General features: G+C 33.1%; 18 protein-coding genes. 3 read left to right on the forward strand and 15 right to left on the reverse strand.

All coding sequences use genetic code 11. The annotated features are described in order from the left end of the window. The first annotated feature begins 41 nt into the window (after positions 1–41). The 3 genes from B0E34_RS10650 to B0E34_RS10660 all read left to right on the forward strand — a co-directional run bounded on the left by B0E34_RS10650 (position 42) and on the right by B0E34_RS10660 (position 4,203). Positions 42–1,682 carry a S41 family peptidase gene (locus B0E34_RS10650; RefSeq protein WP_087709294.1) on the forward strand — a complete coding sequence of 547 codons (1,641 nt, stop codon included), beginning with the start codon at positions 42–44 and terminating at the stop codon, positions 1,680–1,682. Between the two features lie 128 nt (positions 1,683–1,810). Beyond that, positions 1,811–3,355: a T9SS response regulator signal transducer PorX gene (gene porX, locus B0E34_RS10655; protein WP_087709296.1), complete on the forward strand. Its 1,545-nt coding sequence runs from the start codon at positions 1,811–1,813 to the stop codon at positions 3,353–3,355. Positions 3,356–3,438: 83 nt separating this feature from the next. Continuing rightward, entirely contained in the window at positions 3,439–4,203 is a 765-nt protein-coding gene (locus B0E34_RS10660) for an exodeoxyribonuclease III (RefSeq protein WP_087709298.1), read from the forward strand. Between the two features lie 57 nt (positions 4,204–4,260). Here the strand turns inward: B0E34_RS10660 and B0E34_RS10665 are convergent, their stop codons facing one another. The 15 genes from B0E34_RS10665 to B0E34_RS10735 all read right to left on the reverse strand — a co-directional run bounded on the left by B0E34_RS10665 (position 4,261) and on the right by B0E34_RS10735 (position 19,121). Further along, positions 4,261–4,632 (reverse strand): septal ring lytic transglycosylase RlpA family protein, encoded by a 372-nt coding sequence (locus tag B0E34_RS10665; protein ID WP_087709300.1) that lies wholly within the window; start codon positions 4,630–4,632, stop codon positions 4,261–4,263. 497 nt (positions 4,633–5,129) lie between these two features. Beyond that, positions 5,130–5,858 (reverse strand): hypothetical protein, encoded by a 729-nt coding sequence (locus B0E34_RS10670; RefSeq protein ID WP_087709302.1) that lies wholly within the window; start codon positions 5,856–5,858, stop codon positions 5,130–5,132. Between the two features lie 36 nt (positions 5,859–5,894). Then, a complete protein-coding gene (locus tag B0E34_RS10675; RefSeq protein WP_087709304.1) occupies positions 5,895–6,518 on the reverse strand; it encodes a phage tail-like protein in 624 nt (207 codons plus the stop codon). A 405-nt stretch (positions 6,519–6,923) separates the two neighbouring features. After that, a complete protein-coding gene (gene rimO / locus B0E34_RS10680) occupies positions 6,924–8,225 on the reverse strand; it encodes a 30S ribosomal protein S12 methylthiotransferase RimO (protein WP_087709306.1) in 1,302 nt (433 codons plus the stop codon). A gap of 90 nt (positions 8,226–8,315) precedes the next feature. Continuing rightward, positions 8,316–8,861, reverse strand: coding sequence for a dTDP-4-dehydrorhamnose 3,5-epimerase (rfbC, locus tag B0E34_RS10685; RefSeq protein ID WP_087709307.1), 546 nt, complete (start codon positions 8,859–8,861; stop codon positions 8,316–8,318). A gap of 27 nt (positions 8,862–8,888) precedes the next feature. Beyond that, the gene (locus B0E34_RS10690; protein ID WP_087709309.1) at positions 8,889–9,851 is read right to left on the reverse strand and encodes an MraY family glycosyltransferase; all 963 of its coding nucleotides are present in this window, start codon (positions 9,849–9,851) and stop codon (positions 8,889–8,891) included. 3 nt (positions 9,852–9,854) lie between these two features. Next, positions 9,855–10,748, reverse strand: a complete 894-nt coding sequence (locus tag B0E34_RS10695; protein ID WP_087709311.1) for an NAD-dependent epimerase/dehydratase family protein — start codon at positions 10,746–10,748, stop codon at positions 9,855–9,857. After that, positions 10,749–11,954, reverse strand: a complete 1,206-nt coding sequence (locus tag B0E34_RS10700) for a glycosyltransferase family 4 protein (protein WP_087709313.1) — start codon at positions 11,952–11,954, stop codon at positions 10,749–10,751. It lies immediately after the preceding gene. Further along, positions 11,954–13,090, reverse strand: a complete 1,137-nt coding sequence (wecB, locus tag B0E34_RS10705; protein WP_087709315.1) for a non-hydrolyzing UDP-N-acetylglucosamine 2-epimerase — start codon at positions 13,088–13,090, stop codon at positions 11,954–11,956. The genes B0E34_RS10700 and wecB overlap by 1 nt, the downstream gene beginning before the upstream one ends. A gap of 81 nt (positions 13,091–13,171) precedes the next feature. After that, positions 13,172–14,290 carry a polysaccharide biosynthesis C-terminal domain-containing protein gene (locus B0E34_RS10710; RefSeq protein ID WP_087709316.1) on the reverse strand — a complete coding sequence of 373 codons (1,119 nt, stop codon included), beginning with the start codon at positions 14,288–14,290 and terminating at the stop codon, positions 13,172–13,174. Positions 14,291–14,292: 2 nt separating this feature from the next. Then, positions 14,293–14,715, reverse strand: coding sequence for a WxcM-like domain-containing protein (locus tag B0E34_RS10715; RefSeq protein ID WP_087709318.1), 423 nt, complete (start codon positions 14,713–14,715; stop codon positions 14,293–14,295). Positions 14,716–14,724: 9 nt separating this feature from the next. Next, positions 14,725–15,759 (reverse strand): polysaccharide biosynthesis protein, encoded by a 1,035-nt coding sequence (locus B0E34_RS10720; protein WP_087709320.1) that lies wholly within the window; start codon positions 15,757–15,759, stop codon positions 14,725–14,727. An 11-nt stretch (positions 15,760–15,770) separates the two neighbouring features. Beyond that, complete coding sequence (locus B0E34_RS10725) at positions 15,771–16,784, reverse strand: glycosyltransferase (protein WP_087709322.1); 1,014 nt, start codon at positions 16,782–16,784, stop codon at positions 15,771–15,773. Then, entirely contained in the window at positions 16,781–17,809 is a 1,029-nt protein-coding gene (locus B0E34_RS10730; RefSeq protein WP_087709336.1) for a glycosyltransferase, read from the reverse strand. Before B0E34_RS10730 ends, B0E34_RS10725 begins: the two co-directional genes overlap by 4 nt. A gap of 361 nt (positions 17,810–18,170) precedes the next feature. Further along, positions 18,171–19,121 carry a glycosyltransferase family 4 protein gene (locus B0E34_RS10735; protein ID WP_165762974.1) on the reverse strand — a complete coding sequence of 317 codons (951 nt, stop codon included), beginning with the start codon at positions 19,119–19,121 and terminating at the stop codon, positions 18,171–18,173. Positions 19,122–19,127: the final 6 nt, after the last annotated feature.

Raw genomic sequence — 19,127 nt, forward strand, 5'->3', positions numbered from 1 at the left:
TGTTTGTGTTTAAAAACTATCTTTGACTGAATAACCTTTTCATGAGAAAATTCTCCCTTTTCATTATCTTATTTTTAAACTTACATTTTTCGGCGCAGACTTTATCGGAAAACCAAAAGCTTGAATCGTTATGCAAAGTCTGGGGATTTTTAAAGTATTATCATCCGAATGTGGCGAAAGGACAGTTTAACTGGGATCAGCAGTTATTTCAGAAAATTGATGAACTTGAAAATATTAACAATAAAGATCAATTGAATGAATTTTATGCTAACTGGATTGAAAGTCTCGGAAAAGTAGAAGATTGTAAAAATTGTGTAAATGATAACGATAAAGTTTATTTCTTAAAAAATTTTGATCCCGGATGGATGGATGATCGGCAATTTTTTTCTGAAAATGTAAGCCAAAAGTTGAAATTTATTGAGAATAACAGGAATATCGGTGAAAATTATTATTTCGGGTTAAACGGAAGAAAGGTTTATTTCAGGAATGAAAATTCTTACGGCTCGAAATTTACTTCAAAACAAATTGCTCTTTTGGAATTGTTCAGATACTGGAATTATGTGGAATATTTTTTTGCGTACAAATACAAAACCGATCAAAACTGGAATGATGTTTTACGGGAAATGATTCCAAAATTTCTTGCAGTTGACAATGATGAAAACTATCATTTAAGTTTAGCGGAACTTGTGACCAAAACGGATGATTCGCACGCTTTTTTATTTTCAAAGCTGAATAGTATAAACCAATATGGAAGAAAAAATGTTCCGGTACAGTATTCTTATGCGGAAGGAAAGCTAGTTGTAACAAAAATATATCCGACTATTTTTAATGAAGAAAATCCGCTCAAAATTGGTGATGTGATCTACGATGTTGAAGGATTAACGATTCCGCAGAAAATTAATTTATTTGGGAAATATCTTCCGGCTTCTAATTCATGGGGAAAAATCAACAAATCGAAATATCTTTTTCTGTATACTAATAAGGATTCTTTGGAGCTTAAAATTGAAAGGGACGGAATTAATTTAGTTTTAAAAGTAAAAACGTATTTTCAGAAAGAAATCATTCGCGAAAATCCTCCTGTTCCTGAAAAATGGAAGTTTCTCGATGATGAAAAAAAGATGGGTTATGTGAACATGGGATTAATCAAAAGATCTGATCTGAATGATATGTTCGAAAATATGAAAAATACAGAATCAATCATTTTCGACTCCCGAAATTATCCGAATATGACGATTTTGCCTTTAAGCAGGTTGCTTCTTCCTGAAAATAAAATTTATTATGAATTTATTTTTCCAGAAACCAATTATTTAAGCAAATTTTACCGCCGCAAAAACAACATCGGAAGAAATAATCCGGATTATTATAAAGGAAATGTGGTCGTTTTGGTGAATGAGGTGACACAAAGTCAGGCTGAAACTACTGTGATGATGTTTAAGCAGCATCCGAAAGCAAAAGTAATCGGTGGGTACACTTCGGGAGCAAACGGTGATGTCATTTCCTTTAATATTGCCGGTCTTAAAACTTGTTTTACGGGTTTGGGAGCGTATTATCCGAACGGAAAAGAAACGCAGAGAATCGGCATTATTCCGGACATTATCGTACGACCTACAGTTAAAGGAATACAGCAGGGAAAAGACGAAATCATGGAAAGAGCTCTGGAATATTTAAAAAGTGGAAATTAAATAAAAGAAAAACGTAATTATTGCGTTATTTCATTTAACTTATATTTAACTTTACCTCTGCGGATTTTGGCAGATTTTAGAAATAATTGGTCAGCAATTTGATACAATAACCATGTAAAAAAATAATTATGTCGGAAAAGATATTATGGATAGATGATGAAATAGATCTACTTAAACCACACATCGTTTTTCTTGAAAAAAAGGGATATCATGTAACTCCTGTTAACAACGTTAATGAAGCGCTTGAGCTTATGGATTCTGAGAAGTTTGCATTAACGCTGATTGATGAAAATATGCCCGGAATTTCGGGACTGGAAGCCATTCCGATGATTAAGGACAAAGACAACTCACTGAAAATTGTTATGGTAACAAAAAGTGAGGAAGAGCATATTATGGAAGAAGCAATCGGATCACAGATTGCAGATTACATCCTGAAACCGGTGAATCCGAACCAAATTTTACTTTCGCTGAAGAAAAATCTTCAGGAGGATAATCTTGTGGAGCAAAAGACGATTTTGCAGTATCAACAGGAATTCAGAAATCTTTCCATGGAGCTTTCTTATTTGAGAACGTATCAGGATTGGGCGGAATATTATAAGAAAATCCTGAACTGGGAAATTAAATTTGATAAAGTAACGGATAATGAGTTTGCAGATCTTCTTCAGTCACAGAAAGAGGAAGCCAATATCCAGTTTGCCAAATTTATTGAAAAGAATTACGAAGACTGGCTGCACGATTCGGATAAGCCGATTATGAGCCACACGCTTTTCAAGGATAAAGTGAAACCTGAAATTGAAAAGGATAAAGTTTTGCTTCTGATGGTCGATAATCTTCGTTATGACCAATGGAAGATGATTGAGCCTTTGTTTACAAAATATTACAACAAGGTTTCTGAGGATTATTATTACAGTATTCTTCCGACTGCAACTCAGTATGCGAGAAATTCTTTTTTTGCGGGTTTAATGCCTTCTGAGATTGAAAAACGTTTTCCTGATAAATGGTTCAACGATAATGAAGAAGGAAATAAAAACGAATTTGAGCGCGATTTTCTGGAAGATCAGATGAAAAGAATTGGTCTAAGCTCAAAATCCATGAAGTATCTGAAAGTTCTGAATGCTGATTTTGAAAGAAAGATTTATGACGATTTTAATCAGCACAAAAACAATGACCTGTTGGTAATTGTTTATAATTTTATTGATATTCTTTCTCATGCAAAGACAGATAATCATATTGTCGATCAGTTGATTCGTGATGATAAGACGTTCAGATCTTTAACATTAAACTGGTTTGAGAATTCTTCCTTATTGAAAATTATTAAAGTAGCTGCTGAAAGTGGTTTCAAACTGGTGATTACTACGGATCACGGAACGGTTTACGTTAAAAAACCGAGCAAAGTTGTGGGAGACAGAGAAACTTCCACGAATATCCGTTATAAGACCGGAAAAAGCTTAACGTATGATGACAGCGATGTTTGGGCAATTACGAATCCTGAAAAGCTGTTTTTACCGAAAGGAAATTTAAGCTCTAAATATATTTTCGCAAAGAATAATATTTTCCTTGCTTATCCAAAGAACTATAATCATTTTGTGAATTATTATAAAGAAACGTATCAACATGGAGGGATTTCTCTGGAAGAATGTATCATTCCATTCAGTATTTTAGAACCCAAGTAGTTTTCATAGTTTGACTTGGGGTTGTGAGAAGCGGAAAAAATCTTTGATTTTTTCCGCTTCTTTTTTATTAATACTTTTGAATTATGAAATTAATCACTTATAACGTTAACGGAATCCGTGCTGCTTTTACGAAAGATTTTTTAGGCTGGCTAAAAACGGCGGATCCGGATATTATCTGCATTCAGGAAAGTAAGGCAGGAAACGACCAAATCGACATCGAAAGTCTTGAAAAACTGGGATATCACAGTTATTGGCATTCAGCAGTGAGAAAAGGCTACAGCGGCGTCGGAATTGCGTCTAAAATAAAGCCCAATCATGTAGAATATGGTTGCGGTATTGAAAGCTATGATAACGAGGGAAGAATCGTCCGTGCAGATTTTGACGGATTTTCTGCCATTTCAGTGTATGTTCCTTCTGCTTCAAATATTGAACGACTGGATTTTAAAATGCAGTTCTGCCATGATTTTTTAGAGTACATTAAAAATTTAAAGAAGGAAATTCCGAATCTGATCATTTCAGGAGATTTTAATATCTGTCATGAAGCAATAGATATTCATAATCCGAAAGGTTTACAAAATGTTTCCGGTTTTTTACCGATGGAAAGAGAATGGATGACGAATTTTATCAACGAATGCGAACTGATCGACAGTTTCAGGTTTTTTAATAATGAACCCGACCATTATACATGGTGGAGTTACAGACAGAATTCAAGGGAAAGAAATAAGGGATGGAGACTGGATTATAATTTCACTTCCTACAGTTTGAAAGATAAGCTCACAAGAGCTGTTATTTTGAAAGAAGCCGTGCATTCTGATCATTGTCCTGCCTTAGTAGAATTAAGCCTTTAAAAGAAAGCAAAAAGCCAACTGAATCAGTTGGCTTTTTAAAATTTAAAATCATAAATTTTAGTCGACAATTTCATATTCCACCGGAATTGTACCTCTGTCGGTATCTCCGATTTCATCGAACGCTGCTTTAGACATATCTAAAGCTCTTGATGAATGGTAAGGTCCTCTATCATTTACTTTCACTATTACCTCTTTACCATTGTTAAGGTTCGTTACCTTAATGTTTGTTCCAAATGGAAGCGTTCTGTTGGCTGCGGTGAACTTTGCATTATCAAAGATTTCTCCGCTTGCAGTTTTTCTACCGTTAAACTTATCGTGGTAGTACGATGCATAACTTGTTTTTTTCGCATCTATGGCATTCATTTTGAAAGAATAAATACCAAGGGTTGAAATCATCATTATGATTACGAGAATGAATCTTTTCATCATTTTGAAATTTTATTGGTTTTGACTGGGGCAAATCTATAAGGAATCTTTTAATACACCTATTTTATTTGTTAACAAGTGTTAATGAAAATAAAATTTTATGTTAATATTTTTCTTAACTCCCTATGAACAGGCGATTTAGATGCTATTGTTAAAAAGTGTTAAAAAATAATGTTAAAAGTTAACAATTTTAACTAAATTATTCAGATTAAGACATTTTTAACACAAACATTTCTCTATTAATCAATAAGTTAATGAATTTTATGATTTTATTTTTTACGAAAAAATTTATTGCAGATTTTAGTCTACGAACCATTTTATTAAAATTGCTGTATAAAGCTAAACGGAAATTTATAGCATTAAAATAGGATACATAAGGAGATCAAATAAGATAAAATTATCCTTGCTAAATAACCTATATACGCACTTTATATAAACTAAAAAACCAATGAGGAATCTCATTGGTTTTTAAATATTGTCTATTTGTTATTATTCAAATATTATTTGAAATATTCTAATACATAGTCGTAAGTATCTTGCGGATATACTACAGACATACTTTGAGAACCGGTAATTGCAGCACCTGTAGTAACGTCATAAGAATATAATTCTTTAGAATAAACTACTTTATTTCCAGTTCCTGATTTCTTATAGATTGTAATTCCATATAAAGAAGTCATTCCGGAAGGAGCAGGAATTGTAACTGAAGTAGAAGTACCTGTAGTCGTAAACTGACCTTTAATACCGTAAACCTGAGCTCCATCTACTTGCGTATTGGTAACAGTTTCAGTTGTTGCAAAATTTACTCTTGGATTTTGACCTAATGGTAACCACTGCCCTGTAGATGTTGCGTAAGCATTTCCTGATCCACCTGTGGGATTAGAAAAATAGTAGTATCCAGGCGTGACAGATTGATTTCCAATCCCGGATCCAGTTGCTGGAGTGGTACCAGTTGCGGAGTTATAAACAATCATACCGTCATAAGCAGTAGGAAAGTTTAAAGCTCCAGTTGTCTGTGTGACAAAGGTAAATGTTGTAAGATTAGTTCTAGGAAAAGTAAGACCTTTTCCAATATTTGTAGTTGTTGTAAATCCGTTAGCAGATGCATCTAAGAAAACAGATTGCGTACCAATTGTTGAACTGATTGGGTTATTGGAACGAATTTGGGCAAATGCAGTATTCGTTAAAGCAGCGAATGCCAATATAATTGTTGTAAATTTTAGTTTCATTATGATATGTCTTTAAATTATTTTTAAATACTATTTTTAGAATCCACTATAGCTATACCAGTTAGTACCGTCACAAATATACACTAATGACCCTCCAGACTGAATAGGAGATACAGTAGCAGTGGAATGCGCACCGCTTATACCAAAACCTGCACCATTAGTAGCATCGATAAAAGTAATCATTTTACCATTAGTTTTAGTTAGAGTGGCTAAATTAAAATTAGTATTAGAAGTTACTAGAATTGCATTACCTAAGTCTGCATCAGAAATTGTAGAACCTGTTTGAGCTCTTACAGTCATTGCAGCAGAAGCAGCACTTACAAAAGGTTTCCATTCAGGAACACTGTTATCAAAATAATAGAAACCTGCTCCGGTAACTTTGGTTGTTCTAGTTGTTGAACCTGTACCAGAGGTAACATACACAATTGCACCATCCTGAGGTGCTGCATAATTGTTAACAGTGTTGTCTTTAGCTACCAATTGTGAAGCTGTCATACGAGGAACTAATAAAGCATCTGCTTTAGTTGGGTCAGCAGGAGCACCTACAACATCCAAAGTCGCAGCGGGAGTAGTTGTATTAATCCCCACTCTTCCTTGCTGAGCCTGAGCGATCGCTACAAATCCGACTAACATAGTCGCTGTTAATAAAAATTTTTTCATAAGTTTTTAAAGATTTTAAATTACATTTTAACCAATGAATGCATTGTTAAATCAGGATACCATACCCAATTTGTGCATTCATTAATATAAATAAATATTTTTAATTATATAATTTCAAAAAATTATTTTCACATTTCACAAGAGTCTAATTTTTAGCTCAATAGTTATGTAAAATCTCTTTATTTCGCAAAGTTAATATTTTTAAAATTAATTTTCATAACAATACATAAAAAAGTTTTAACATTTTAATTTTCAAAAATAAAATAATATTGAAAATCAAACAATTAAATTCTATGCAAGCAATGTTTTATTAATGTTAATTTTTATTAATCATTGAATAACATTGTATTAATGAAAACAATATACTATTTTTTTTACTAAAAAATCAAACAATTGGGAATAATTTTAAATTAATTCGCCATACAGATCAAATTCCTCAGCAGAGGTAATTTTTACTTCTGCAAAATCACCGATGGAAATGTATGTATTTTCAGCAGAAACCAATACTGTATTGTCTACATCGGGAGAATCATATTCGGTTCTTCCGATGAAATAATTTCCTTCTTTTCTGTCGAATATACATTTATATATATTGCCAATTTTCTCCTGATTTTTCTCCCATGAAATCTGAGACTGGATTTCCATGATTTCTTCCACTCTGGCTTCTTTCACTTCCTGCGGAACATCATCTTCCAGAACATATGCTCCAGTATTTTCTTCGTGAGAATAAGTAAAACAACCCAGTCTGTCAAATCTCTGTTCTCTTACCCAGTCTTTCAGCTCATTGAAAATTTCCTGAGTTTCTCCGGGATAACCAACGATAAGCGTTGTTCTGATTGCCATATCCGGAACTTTTTCTCTGAATTTTCCAAGAAGGGCATCCGTTTTTTCGTGAGTAGTCCCTCTTTTCATTGATTTTAATAAATCTGAATTGATGTGCTGAAGAGGAATATCTATATAGTTGCAAACTTTCGGTTCTTCTCTGATGATATCCAGAACATCTTCAGGAAATCCGCTCGGAAAGGCATAATGAAGACGAATCCATTCAATTCCTTCTACTTTCACCAATTCTTTTAAAAGATCTCCAAGAGCACGTTTTTTATAAATATCCAGACCATAATAGGTAAGATCCTGAGCAATCAAAATCAGTTCCTTTGTTCCTTTTTTTGCTAATTTCTGGGCTTCCGTAACCAATTTTTCGATAGGTGTAGAAACGTGACCTCCTCTCATGATAGGAATTGCACAGAATGAACAAGGTCTGTCGCAGCCTTCGGAAATTTTTAAGTATGCGTAATGCTTTGGAGTGGTCGTAAGTCTTTCCCCAACCAATTCGTGTTTATAATCTGCCCCTAAATGCTTCAATAAAACAGGAAGATCTCTCGTCCCGAAATATTGGTCTACATCTGGAATTTCTCTTACCAGATCCGGCTTATATCTTTCCGAAAGACATCCTGTTACAAAAACTTTCTCAACCTCTCCCCTGTTTTTTGCCTCAACATAGTCGAGAATCGTGTTGATTGATTCTTCTTTTGCATTGTCTATAAATCCGCAGGTATTAATTACAACGATGTCTCCTTTGTCTTCATGTACCACTTCTTTGCCATTGGCTTTAAGCTGGCTCATTAAAACTTCAGAATCATATACATTTTTGGAACAACCCAACGTTACTACATTTATTTTTTTCTTCCCTACAGATTTTGTACGCATCTTTTTGATTTTGAGTTTGCAAAGATACAAAATATTGAAGAGTCTGTATTAAAAAATAAAAACCACTTCAATAAGTGGCTTTCATAATATTTAAAAATTCTTTTCTTTAAAGCTTGCTGCATTTTCATCTTTTTCAGAAAGTACAGCTTCACTGTCGGAAATTTTCCAGTCGATATTCAGATCCGGATCGTTGTATTTTACGCATCCTTCTGATTCTTTATTATAAAAATTATCGCATTTATATGAGAAAACGGCAGTTTCGCTTAAAACAGAAAATCCATGTCCAAAACCTCTTGGAATATAAAGTTGTGTTTTATTTTCCGCTGTAAGCTCAATCCCAAACCATTTTCCAAATGTAGGTGAATCTTCTCTAAGATCTACGGCTACATCCCAAACTTTTCCCTCAAGACAGGATACCAGTTTTGCCTGTGCGTGTTCTCCTTTCTGTAAATGAAGACCTCTCAAAACGCCGTAAGAAGATTTAGAAATGTTATCCTGAACAAAATGACCGTTCATTCCGGTAAGTTCCTCGAATTTCTTTTCATTGAATTTTTCGAAAAAATATCCTCTGTCGTCTTCGAAAATTGTAGGCTCTATAATATAACAGTCCTTTAAAGGGGTTTCTTTTATTTTCATAACTTATATTTCTTGAATCAGTTATTATTATAATTTATATTGTTTTTTAAGGCTCCATTTTAATGCAAGATAAATGCTGCCTATCGGAATGAAAATCACAGGAATAATAATCCAGATTGCCCAGTGTGAATATATTAAAAATAAATTTATAATTGCCTGCACCAAAGCATAAACAAAACTTATCAGTAGATGAGAAACCTTTTTTTCGTTGGCAAAGAGCTGGTATAAATGTCTTCTGTGTGCCTCAAATATATTTTCTTTAAGTAGCAATCTTTCTATTATGGTAAGAACTACTTCGATTCCGTATACAGAAAGAAGTAGTATATACTTATAGTCCTGAGTTTTCATAATCAGTAAAGTAATAAGACCGATTACCCAAAAAGCGATAGCCATACTTCCTACATCACCCGCGAAACATTTTGCTTTTTTTCTGAAGTTAAAGAACAGAAAAACGACGCAGGTTAAAACAGGATAAAGAATAAAATTTTCATCGGTGAATGAAATTACCTTTTCATTAATGTACAATAATGATGATAAGCCAACTAAACTGTATAAACCCGTCATTCCGTTGATGCCATCCATAAAGTTATAAGCATTCAATGTTCCAATAATCAGAATAAACAATACGGGCCAAACCCAAATTGGCATTAAATTAAATGCTCCAGTAAAATACAGTAGCAAAACCACAGAAATAAAATGAACGGACAGCCTTATTTTATTTGAAAGGGTTACAATATCATCTATAAAACTGATCGTACTTATTGCCAGTAATCCTAAACCAAATGACCAGTAGTTTTCTATGACTTCATTAAAATTAAATGCAGAAAATATAATGAAAGCAACAGGAAAAATAATTCCTCCTCCCCTCAAGGTGATCTGTGTATGTGCACTTCTGTGATTAGGCTTATCTATAATATTGTATTTATCTGCTATTCTAAAATAGATGAGCATAGATATAAAAAGCAGAATTGTTACGATTAAAAATTCCATAGTTTACAGTTGAAATTTTTCTATTACGTTTGAAGGATTATAATTTAATTCTCTCTTTATTTTTTCATTGGAAAATGTAAGAGAATCTGTTATTTTTTTCAATTTCAAAGAGTTAATCGGAGCTTTATTTCCCAATAGGTCACCCATTAAAGCCATTGATTTAGCCAGAAAAAAAGGAATACTTTTCGGAGATTTCTTGTTTAATTTAGCTGATATTTTTTCAGAGATTTCTTTAAAAGCAGGATTTGCATCATCACAAACATTATAAATTCCACCCTCTTTTCCCAGCATTTTAACGGTTATCTCAGCAAAATCTTCCACCCAGAATACACTTTTTCTTGCTGTTCCTCCTGCAATATTAAAATATTTTCCCGATTTAATCGCTTTAATCATATCTCCCAGATTACCCGGAGGATTGGGTCCTGCAATTAAAGAAGGTCTGAGAATGAACAGTTTTACATTCTTTTCTTTGCACCATTTAGTAAGAAATTCCTCTGCCATCAATTTGCTTTTAGCGTAAGGCGTGTATCCTTCCAATGGCGTATCTTCAGTTATATTTTCACCGAAATCTTTACCATAAACTGCCACTGTGCTTATAAAAACAAAATATTCCGGTAGATTTTCTTCCAAAGCATTACAAAGGTTTTTTGTTCCTTCAAAATTTACTTTGTAAAATACACTTTCTTCTTCCTGAGTTTTAGGAACAGAATGCGCTTTACCAGCAGCATGAAAAATAATATCAAACTTTTCTTTAAAAGGAGTTATGGCATCGGTAATATTAAATATATAATCTGCATTGGAAGTTCCAAAGGTCTTTACTTCAAAATTTTTCTTCTGAAGCAAAGGAATTACATTTTTTCCCAAAAAACCGTTGGCTCCTGTAAATAGCACTTTCATTTAAATAATATTATAAAATTTATTCAGTATAATCTCTTCTGAAAATTTTTCCTCTGCTACTTTTCTTGCCTTTTGTTTCATTATTTCTAATTCTTGAACAGACGTTTCATCGAAAGAATTAAAAAAATCCAGAATTTTCTGTTCTTCAAAATGCTGAAATGAATATCCAATATTCTCGTCTCTTAAAAGTAAATCTATTTCGCTGTTTTTTTCTCCAACATATAAAACCGGTTTTCCGGCAGCTAAAATATTGTACGTTTTTGAAGGAACTCCCAATCCGAACATTTTAGGCGCTAAACTTACAAAAGATACATCTGCCTTGTTTAATATCTGAAGCTGATCTTCTCTTGAATAAGCCCCATCAAAGAAAACATTGGTCAGTTGATTTTCTTTTACATATTCTATCATGGTGTCTTTAACAGCACCTTCTCCTACAAAATGAAAAGCCAATCGGTCGTTTTTCACTTTTTTTATAATATGCAATAATTCAATTAATCCCTGAACTCTTCCTAAATTTCCGGCATACTGAAAAATGATCCTGTCTTTTAAAGATGAATCCTCATTAAGTACTTCTTCTTTCAAGAGCGGATAAATACCTTCTGTATCTCCCCAGTTTTCAATGATCTCAATTTTCGAATGGCGGTTATATTTTCTGATTTTAGCTTCAATAACTTTCTGCATATCTCTGCCTAATGTAATCAGCAGATCAGCTTTTGAATACGCTTTATCAAAAATACTTCTGAGAACTCTGTATAATACTGACTTTTCAGATTTAATGATTCCGGCAGGGATGGTATTTTCGGGAAAAACATCATGAACCAGAATAATTAATTCAATTTTTTTTAATCTTTTAAGGATTGAAACAAGCAGAATTAAAGGCGCCGGATTCGTAACCATAAAAACCTTTTCTCCCTTTTTAACGTTTTTCCAAAGATAGAAAAAGATAGAAAGAGACAGAAAAACAAATCTTAGAGATCTGCTCAACAGACTGTTTTTGTTTCCGCCCCACCCTTTTATTCTGTGAACATTTACGCGGGAATCCAGACTAAAATGACTGCTTTTGTTTTGCTTGTCATACACAGGATCTCCGCAAACAACTTTTACATCATACTTTTCCGAAAGTCTGTTTGCTATTTTTGTGAGAATAAAAGAAGTTGAAGTTTCTTCAGGATAAAAAAGTTCAGTTGCGATCCAGAGATTTTTCATTATTTTTTGCTCCAAACAACTCTGTTAACGTAATCCGTATAACTCAGAATAATTCTTACCATTTTCTCTGAAACATTCGGCATAGAATAATCTGAAACCTGTCTGTAATTTCTTTCTGTTCCTACTTTCTGCTGCTGAAGCTGCGTTAATCCCTGCAAGATTCTTTCCGGAGATAAACCCACCATCATTACAGATGCTTCTTCCATTGCTTCCGGTCTTTCGTGTGCATCTCTGATATTTAAAGCACGGAAATTTAAAATGGAAGATTCCTCTGAAATAGTTCCTGAATCTGATAAAACCGCATAACTTCTCATCTGTAACGCATTATAATCATGGAATCCAAGCGGTTTTAAAAACTGAATTTCCGGTCTTACCTCAACCTGCTTTTTATCGATCATATTTCTGGTTCTCGGATGTGTGGAAACAATGATCGGATAGCCAAATTTTTCTGCAATGGCATTTAAACTTTCTATTAGTCCGTTGAAGTTTTTCTCAGAATTAATATTTTCTTCTCTGTGGGATGATACCACAAAGTATTTTCCTTCTTCTAAATTCAGACGGCTTAAAACATCCGAACTTTCAATCTGAGGAAGATAATGATTCAACACTTCAAACATAGGAGAACCCGTTTTGATGATTCTGTCCGCAGGAAGCCCTTCTCTTAAAAGATACTCTCTTGCGATATCTGAATACGTTAAATTGATATCCGACGTATGATCTACAATTTTTCTGTTGGTTTCTTCCGGAACCCGCTGATCGAAACATCTGTTTCCTGCTTCCATATGGAAAATCGGAATCTGTCTTTTCTTGGCAGGAATGGCACAAAGACAAGAATTGGTATCTCCTAAAACCAAAAATGCTTCAGGCTGCAATTCTTCCAGAAGAGGATCTATTTTAATTAAAATATTCCCCACTGTTTCTGTTGCCGTTTTACCTGCTGCTTCCAGAAAATAATCCGGTTTGCGAAGTCCAAGATCTTCAAAAAAGATCTGGTTCAGCTCGTAATCGTAGTTTTGACCTGTATGGACGATAATATGTTCAACGGCTTCGGAAGCATCCAAAGCTGATAATACTCTTGATAGTCTAATGATTTCCGGTCGTGTTCCTACAACCGTCATTACTTTTAGTTTTTTCATTGTATTTTTTTTGCCTTTGCAAAGATAATTTTTTAATGTCTGTTTATTGGAGAAGCCCGTGAAGTTTATAATTAAATATTATTAAACTTCTACAAAATAGGTATCTGAATCTTCGGGATTAAAGGGTTCATTGATCCAGAAAATAGTGTACAGTTCTTCTTCTCCGATGTTTTTAATATTGTGGGTATACCAAATCGGCATATCTACATAAGCGGGTTCGTTTCCGTCTAAATAAAAATCCAGAACCTCATCGCTGTCTATTTTTCTTAATTGAATAAGAGCTTTGCCTTTAATTACCGCAAATCTTTCGATTTTTCTTGTATGAAAATGGTTTCCTCTGGTAATTCCCGGAACGGTAGTGGAAAAAGAACACTGTCCACCGATTCCTAAACGAATTACTTCCACAAAAGCTCCTCTCGGATCGGTGTGCTGTGTAAATTTTACGGGATAATGATCTTTAATAGCAAAATAGCAACGGAATGTATTGAAAAGATTAAGATCGAATTTCGTTTCCAACACCGGAATTTCTCCGCTATCAAAATAAAGTTTTTTGTAATTTTCAAGTTTAGCTAAAACTTCAGAAACTTTATTTACGGATGTATGAGGAACATCGTATAATTCGTTGGTTTCTGCAACTTCAATCTGGTTGATGATTTCCTGAATAAGTTCTCCAACATAGATCAGTTTTACTTCTCCATCATTATCAATCACAGGATTTTCGCCGTGGGTAAGTTTATGACAAAACGTTGCGATGAAAGAATTGTAATTCGGTTTTCCAAAAGGTCCGAAAACGTTCGGAATAATCATTCCCGTAAATTTGCCTCCGTTATTTTTTGCCCAGTCTGCAAATAGTTCTCTGCCTTCTTTTTTAGATTTACCGTACAGATTATCCTTTTCTTCCTGAGAAGATGAAGAGAAAAGAACGTGTGCTTTTGATCCTGTTCTCTGTAAAGAGTCTGTCAGTTTTTTAACAAGCTCTACATTATTATTGAAGATTACTTCAGGATCGGGATGACGATTCATCGCTGCAAGATGTACAATGACATCACATTGCTTCACAAAGTCGTCCAGTCTTTCAGGAGAGTCGAAAAAATCTCTTTCGAAAGAAATTCTTTCAAATTTTTCAGGCTGTAAGCCCAAAGTGTTATATAAATGCGAACCAACGAAGCCGTTTTGTCCGGTAATTCCTACTTTTTTCATTGTTATAAATTTTTAAAGTAATCAATAGAAAATCGATAATCATCTTCTATTTCTCCCAAAGCATAATCTGCCATTACCAATAATTTTGATCCTTCCACTTTGGATTGAATGGCACTTGCATATCCTTCAGGAATATGAAGAATATCCAACTGATCTGCATGAAGTTCAAATTCTAAAATTTCTGAATTTTTTGAGGGTGTTTCCCAATGATCAATTTTTATTAATCTTATGATAAAGATTCCCTGTAATGCAGAGAACCATCGCTGTTCAGTTTTGTGACCTGTCCAGCCTCTTATAAAATCTGTATCTTTATTTTCGATACAGTATATTCTTTTAATTGCCGAAACATCAAAGTTATTGTTAAAAAACAAATTGCCTCTTTCGTCAGAATATTTTCCTCCTTCTATAATTGCAGGAATCACCATAATAAAAAATTAATCAGGATATTGCATTATATCTTCTCCTAAAACCTCTTTTCTGATTAAAGGAAGTTTTAATAACAGCTTTTTCATTCCTTCAACATCTTCCTGTTTTGTATTATGAGAGTGATAATCTTCTATTTTGGAAATATCTTCTACCCCTTCTGAAAAATATTGTGCGTAATTAAGATCTCTGTTATCGGCAGGAATTCTGTAAAATTCTCCCATATCTTCTGCTTTCAGCATTTCCTCACGCGTACAAAGGGTTTCGTAGAGTTTTTCACCGTGTCTTGTTCCGATTACTTTTACCGGATTATCGGCTTTAAACATTTCTTTCAAAGCCTGAGCAAGATCTCCGATAGTTCCTGCAGGCGCTTTATTAACGAAAAGGTCTCCTGAGTTTCCGTGTTCGAAAGCAAAAAGAACCAAATCTACCGCTTCCTCTAACGACATTAAGAATCTTGTCATACTCGGATCTGTAATGGTGATGGATTCGCCATTTTTAATCTGTTTTACAAATAACGGAATTACCGATCCTCTGGAAGCCATTACGTTTCCATATCTGGTAAGGCAAACCGTTGTATTTTCCAGATTACGTGATGCGGCAACTGCTACTTTTTCCATCATTGCTTTGGAAATTCCCATTGCATTGATAGGATATGCTGCTTTGTCAGTACTTAGACAGATTACTTTTTTCACATTGTTTTTTGCAGCGGCATCGATTACGTTTTGAGTTCCTTCCACATTGGTTTTTACAGCCTGCATCGGGAAAAATTCGCAGGAAGGTACCTGCTTTAAAGCTGCGGCATGAAATACATAGTCTACTCCTCTCATTGCAGGTTCTACACTTCTGTAATCTCTTACATCCCCGATATAGAATTTCAGTTTATCGCTTCTAAACTGGTTTCTCATATCATCCTGCTTTTTCTCGTCACGGGAAAAAATACGGATTTCTCTGAAGTGGTCTGTATTGATGAATTTTCTTAAAACAGCGGTTCCGAATGAACCTGTTCCACCTGTGATAAGAAGGACTTTATTCTGTATTTCCATAATTTATATTTTTAATGAAGTAAAGAAATTAATGTGTTGATTTCATTCTTTACTTTAGACTCTGAGTTTATTGTATTTTTTTGCAAAGATAGTGATAATGCTTCAGTAATAGAATCTACTTCCAAAGGATTAAAGACCAGACTTGGTTTGCAGACTGCATAGGTATAAGGTAAATCTGCACCAATAATCTTACAGCCGTTTTCTATAGCTTCCACTAAGCCTAAACCAAAGCTTTCTGCAAATGAAGGAAAAATAAGGTACTCATGAGACTCATAGATCTTTTTAAGATCATCACGTTTGATAAATCCTAAATTTTTAATTGGATACCCTAAGTTCTGTTTGTCTTTTACCAAATTAAGTACTTCGTTAAATTCCTCAGAAACCGTAACTGTAAGACTACCCTTTTTATAAGTATCGTAAAAAAGACAAAAAGCATCAATTAATTTTACATGATTCTTATGAATGGATGCATTACTTACATAGATGTATGTATTTTCTTTTCTTTCAACCGTTTCATTACTATTTTTAAATGGTGGATAAAAGGGCATCAAAAGAACTTTTTCACCGTCTATCTTATACTTATTCTTAAAGCCAGACTGAATCAGTTCAGATTGAACAAGCCAGAAATCTGTATTCTTTTTAATTGAATTTAAAATTTTAGTTTTAATCCAGAATTTTATACGGTCTTTCAGAGGCATATTCTTGGGGATCTCTAAGAATAAAGGCTGATGAAAATAAGTATAGACGGTAGCATTTTTTATTTTTATGTTTGGAGGTAGATTTCCAAAACAAAGGATTTTTGAAAATTTATCTTTATTTTCTAAATAAAATTGTTTTCTTTTGGTAAAACTTGATTCTAAAAAACACTTTTGGCTTTTGGGGTTAACAGGATAATATGTATTCTCAATTCTTTTATCAAAGAGATAAAAGATCTCAATATCCAGTTTATTTAACTCTTGGATTAAGTAATCCAAAAGCACTTTTCCTCCGCCATTGTTTATATATAATGCATCTATAAGTATCATGAAATTACCTGTAATAAATTAGCGATTGATGTGTCGTGGGTTATAGAATTACCCAAAGTTCTGCTATTGTAAGAAAAATTGAGAAGTTCTTCATCTGTTTTACTGATGAGCTTTTCTATAGCATTTTTTAATAAAGCTGTATCAGGTTTTACCTTATACCCATTATAATTATTAATTACGAAATGAGGAGATGCACCGCAAACATCCGTACAAATGATAGGTAAACCCGCTGAAGCTGCTTCGTGTATGACTAATGCCCACGGTTCAAAAGTAGATGGTAAAATAAAAGCTCCGGAATTTTGCATTTCAAGCAATAAATTTTCCTGACTCATATAATCTTTTACTATGATATCATTATGCTTGCTAATTTCGTCTTTCATATCTCCTCTGCCTACAAGAACTAAGTTCCATTGTTTTTTATCCTGAATATCTTTCCAGGCGTTTAACAATTCTTTTATTCCTTTTTCTTCTGAGAATCTACCGATAAACAGTAAATTTTTAGGATAACTCTTCTTTTTTTCTTCAATATTGACTCTATTGAAAAGTTCGACATTGGCACTTAATGAATTGAGAAGTATTTTGTTATTATCGAAGCCTAACTTTCGTGCATATTCGTATTGATAATAACCGGCAACCCATAAATGAGTGAAAGCTTTTGAAAGGTGAAACGGACTGATCGCACTATTAATCTTTTGAGTAATTTTTCCATACCATGGTGTATCTGATTGTGCAACTACAGGTATTTTTCCTTCTTTTGTAATCTGTTTACAAATCCAAATAAACTCTTTAATCATCCAACCGGCGGTAACAATAAAATCCGGTTGAAAGTCTTTTATTTTTTTTAAAATGTCTTCTTTGGTAAACTGATTATATTGATGTGTTTCAAAATTTTTTATTTCAGGAATAGTTTTATCAAAAAGAGCAACGTGAAATGCTAAAACTTTACCGTTTGTTTTTTCAACTAATTTTTTTATTGTATTTTCCTGATGAGGAACATAGTCAATAATTAAGAAAACTGCTTTCATTTTACTGCTATTTTTGTTTAAAGATTTTCATTATTTAACATGTTTAATAAATTTTGCAGGTACATAAAAGGATTTACAATAAATATTTGTGTTCTGTAAAATTTTATCTCCAGCAAAATAGTTGAATCTGCACATATCCTGCTTCTATTTCTATCATAATAAAATAACTTATCCTTTCCCTTTTATATTTATCGAATGAGATTTAGAACTAAGAATTGATATCCTAATTTAGCTCCAGACATTACTACTTATAAAAATCACCTTCTTCTAAAATATTAAAAAACAAAATTTAACATTATCTTATCTTCTACACTTACTAAATATTTTATTTTTAATACGTTTAGACTTTAATTAAGAATCATTATTTCTTGTCTAAAATCATTTTATAATAATTAATGTATTGTTCGGCAATTATTTCCGGAAAATACTTTATTACATTTTGATGTCCTAATTTTAATAATTTATTTCTTAACTCCTGATCAGAAATTATGTCGTTAATGGCTTTTCTTATTTCTTCGGTTGAGTTTGGATTGACAAGAATTGCTCCATCTCCAGCGACTTCTTTCATAGGGCTCATATCAGACGTTATAACACAACACTTCATCGCTTGCCCTTCTAATATTGGCAATCCGAAACCTTCATACAATGAAGGAAAGCATAATATATCAGAAATTTTATAAGCATCAATTAATTCATCTTCAGTTGCTATTTCATAATTAATATAGTCAATATCATTTTCTTGTAAAAATTTCATTACTTCGGAAGATAATGAGCCAATAATAATTATTTTAACATCAATGCCAACGATAGCCTGTAAAACTCTGTATAGGTTTTTTTTAGGATAGAATCCATATGCTAGAATTACTGGCTTTGAATTGACAGGTTTTACAAAATCCTGATAGGGTATGGTAAGACAATTGGGTATTACTGTTATTTTATTTTCAGCCCATGGAAACAGTTCTACTAATTCTTTTTTTGATTTTTCAGAAATTACTGTAATATATTTTAATTTTTTCAACGGTAAGTAAAACCAAAGAAGTTTAAAAAGATATTTTTTTATTCCTCTGAGTTCTGAAATATTTCCGGCATCGTGTATAGTAAGAACTGTATTTTTTCTTTTTAACAAAAATACAGACCAATGTATAGCTCCCGTAATATGGTTTATCTCATTTTGATTTTTTCTAAAATAAAGATTAGTTCTAATAAATCCGAAAAATGAAAAATTTGGATCTACCTCATAAATATTTTTCGTATCTATACCTCTATTAATCATTTCGGCATTGAGTACGGAAAATAGTTTTGCTATACTCAAGAATTT

It is taken from the genome of Chryseobacterium mucoviscidosis (assembly GCF_002177115.1).
In the GTDB taxonomy this organism is placed as follows: Bacteria; Bacteroidota; Bacteroidia; order Flavobacteriales; family Weeksellaceae; genus Chryseobacterium; species Chryseobacterium mucoviscidosis.

Bases quoted from the DNA above. Each gene is read 5' to 3' on its own strand.
- B0E34_RS10665 (WP_087709300.1), bottom strand. From the start codon at position 4,632: ATGATGAAAAGATTCATTCTCGTAATCATAATGATGATTTCAACCCTT.
- B0E34_RS10650 (WP_087709294.1), top strand. From the start codon at position 42: ATGAGAAAATTCTCCCTTTTCATTATCTTATTTTTAAACTTACATTTT.
- B0E34_RS10670 (WP_087709302.1), bottom strand. From the start codon at position 5,858: ATGAAACTAAAATTTACAACAATTATATTGGCATTCGCTGCTTTAACG.
- B0E34_RS10695 (WP_087709311.1), bottom strand. From the start codon at position 10,748: ATGAAAGTGCTATTTACAGGAGCCAACGGTTTTTTGGGAAAAAATGTA.
- B0E34_RS10725 (WP_087709322.1), bottom strand. From the start codon at position 16,784: ATGATACTTATAGATGCATTATATATAAACAATGGCGGAGGAAAAGTG.
- B0E34_RS10710 (WP_087709316.1), bottom strand. From the start codon at position 14,290: ATGAAAAAAGTAGGAATTACCGGACAAAACGGCTTCGTTGGTTCGCAT.
- B0E34_RS10675 (WP_087709304.1), bottom strand. From the start codon at position 6,518: ATGAAAAAATTTTTATTAACAGCGACTATGTTAGTCGGATTTGTAGCG.
- B0E34_RS10715 (WP_087709318.1), bottom strand. From the start codon at position 14,715: ATGGTGATTCCTGCAATTATAGAAGGAGGAAAATATTCTGACGAAAGA.
- B0E34_RS10660 (WP_087709298.1), top strand. From the start codon at position 3,439: ATGAAATTAATCACTTATAACGTTAACGGAATCCGTGCTGCTTTTACG.
- rimO (WP_087709306.1), bottom strand. From the start codon at position 8,225: ATGCGTACAAAATCTGTAGGGAAGAAAAAAATAAATGTAGTAACGTTG.
- B0E34_RS10690 (WP_087709309.1), bottom strand. From the start codon at position 9,851: ATGGAATTTTTAATCGTAACAATTCTGCTTTTTATATCTATGCTCATC.
- B0E34_RS10720 (WP_087709320.1), bottom strand. From the start codon at position 15,759: ATGGAAATACAGAATAAAGTCCTTCTTATCACAGGTGGAACAGGTTCA.
- wecB (WP_087709315.1), bottom strand. From the start codon at position 13,090: ATGAAAAAACTAAAAGTAATGACGGTTGTAGGAACACGACCGGAAATC.
- B0E34_RS10700 (WP_087709313.1), bottom strand. From the start codon at position 11,954: ATGAAAAATCTCTGGATCGCAACTGAACTTTTTTATCCTGAAGAAACT.
- rfbC (WP_087709307.1), bottom strand. From the start codon at position 8,861: ATGAAAATAAAAGAAACCCCTTTAAAGGACTGTTATATTATAGAGCCT.
- B0E34_RS10730 (WP_087709336.1), bottom strand. From the start codon at position 17,809: ATGAAAGCAGTTTTCTTAATTATTGACTATGTTCCTCATCAGGAAAAT.
- porX (WP_087709296.1), top strand. From the start codon at position 1,811: ATGTCGGAAAAGATATTATGGATAGATGATGAAATAGATCTACTTAAA.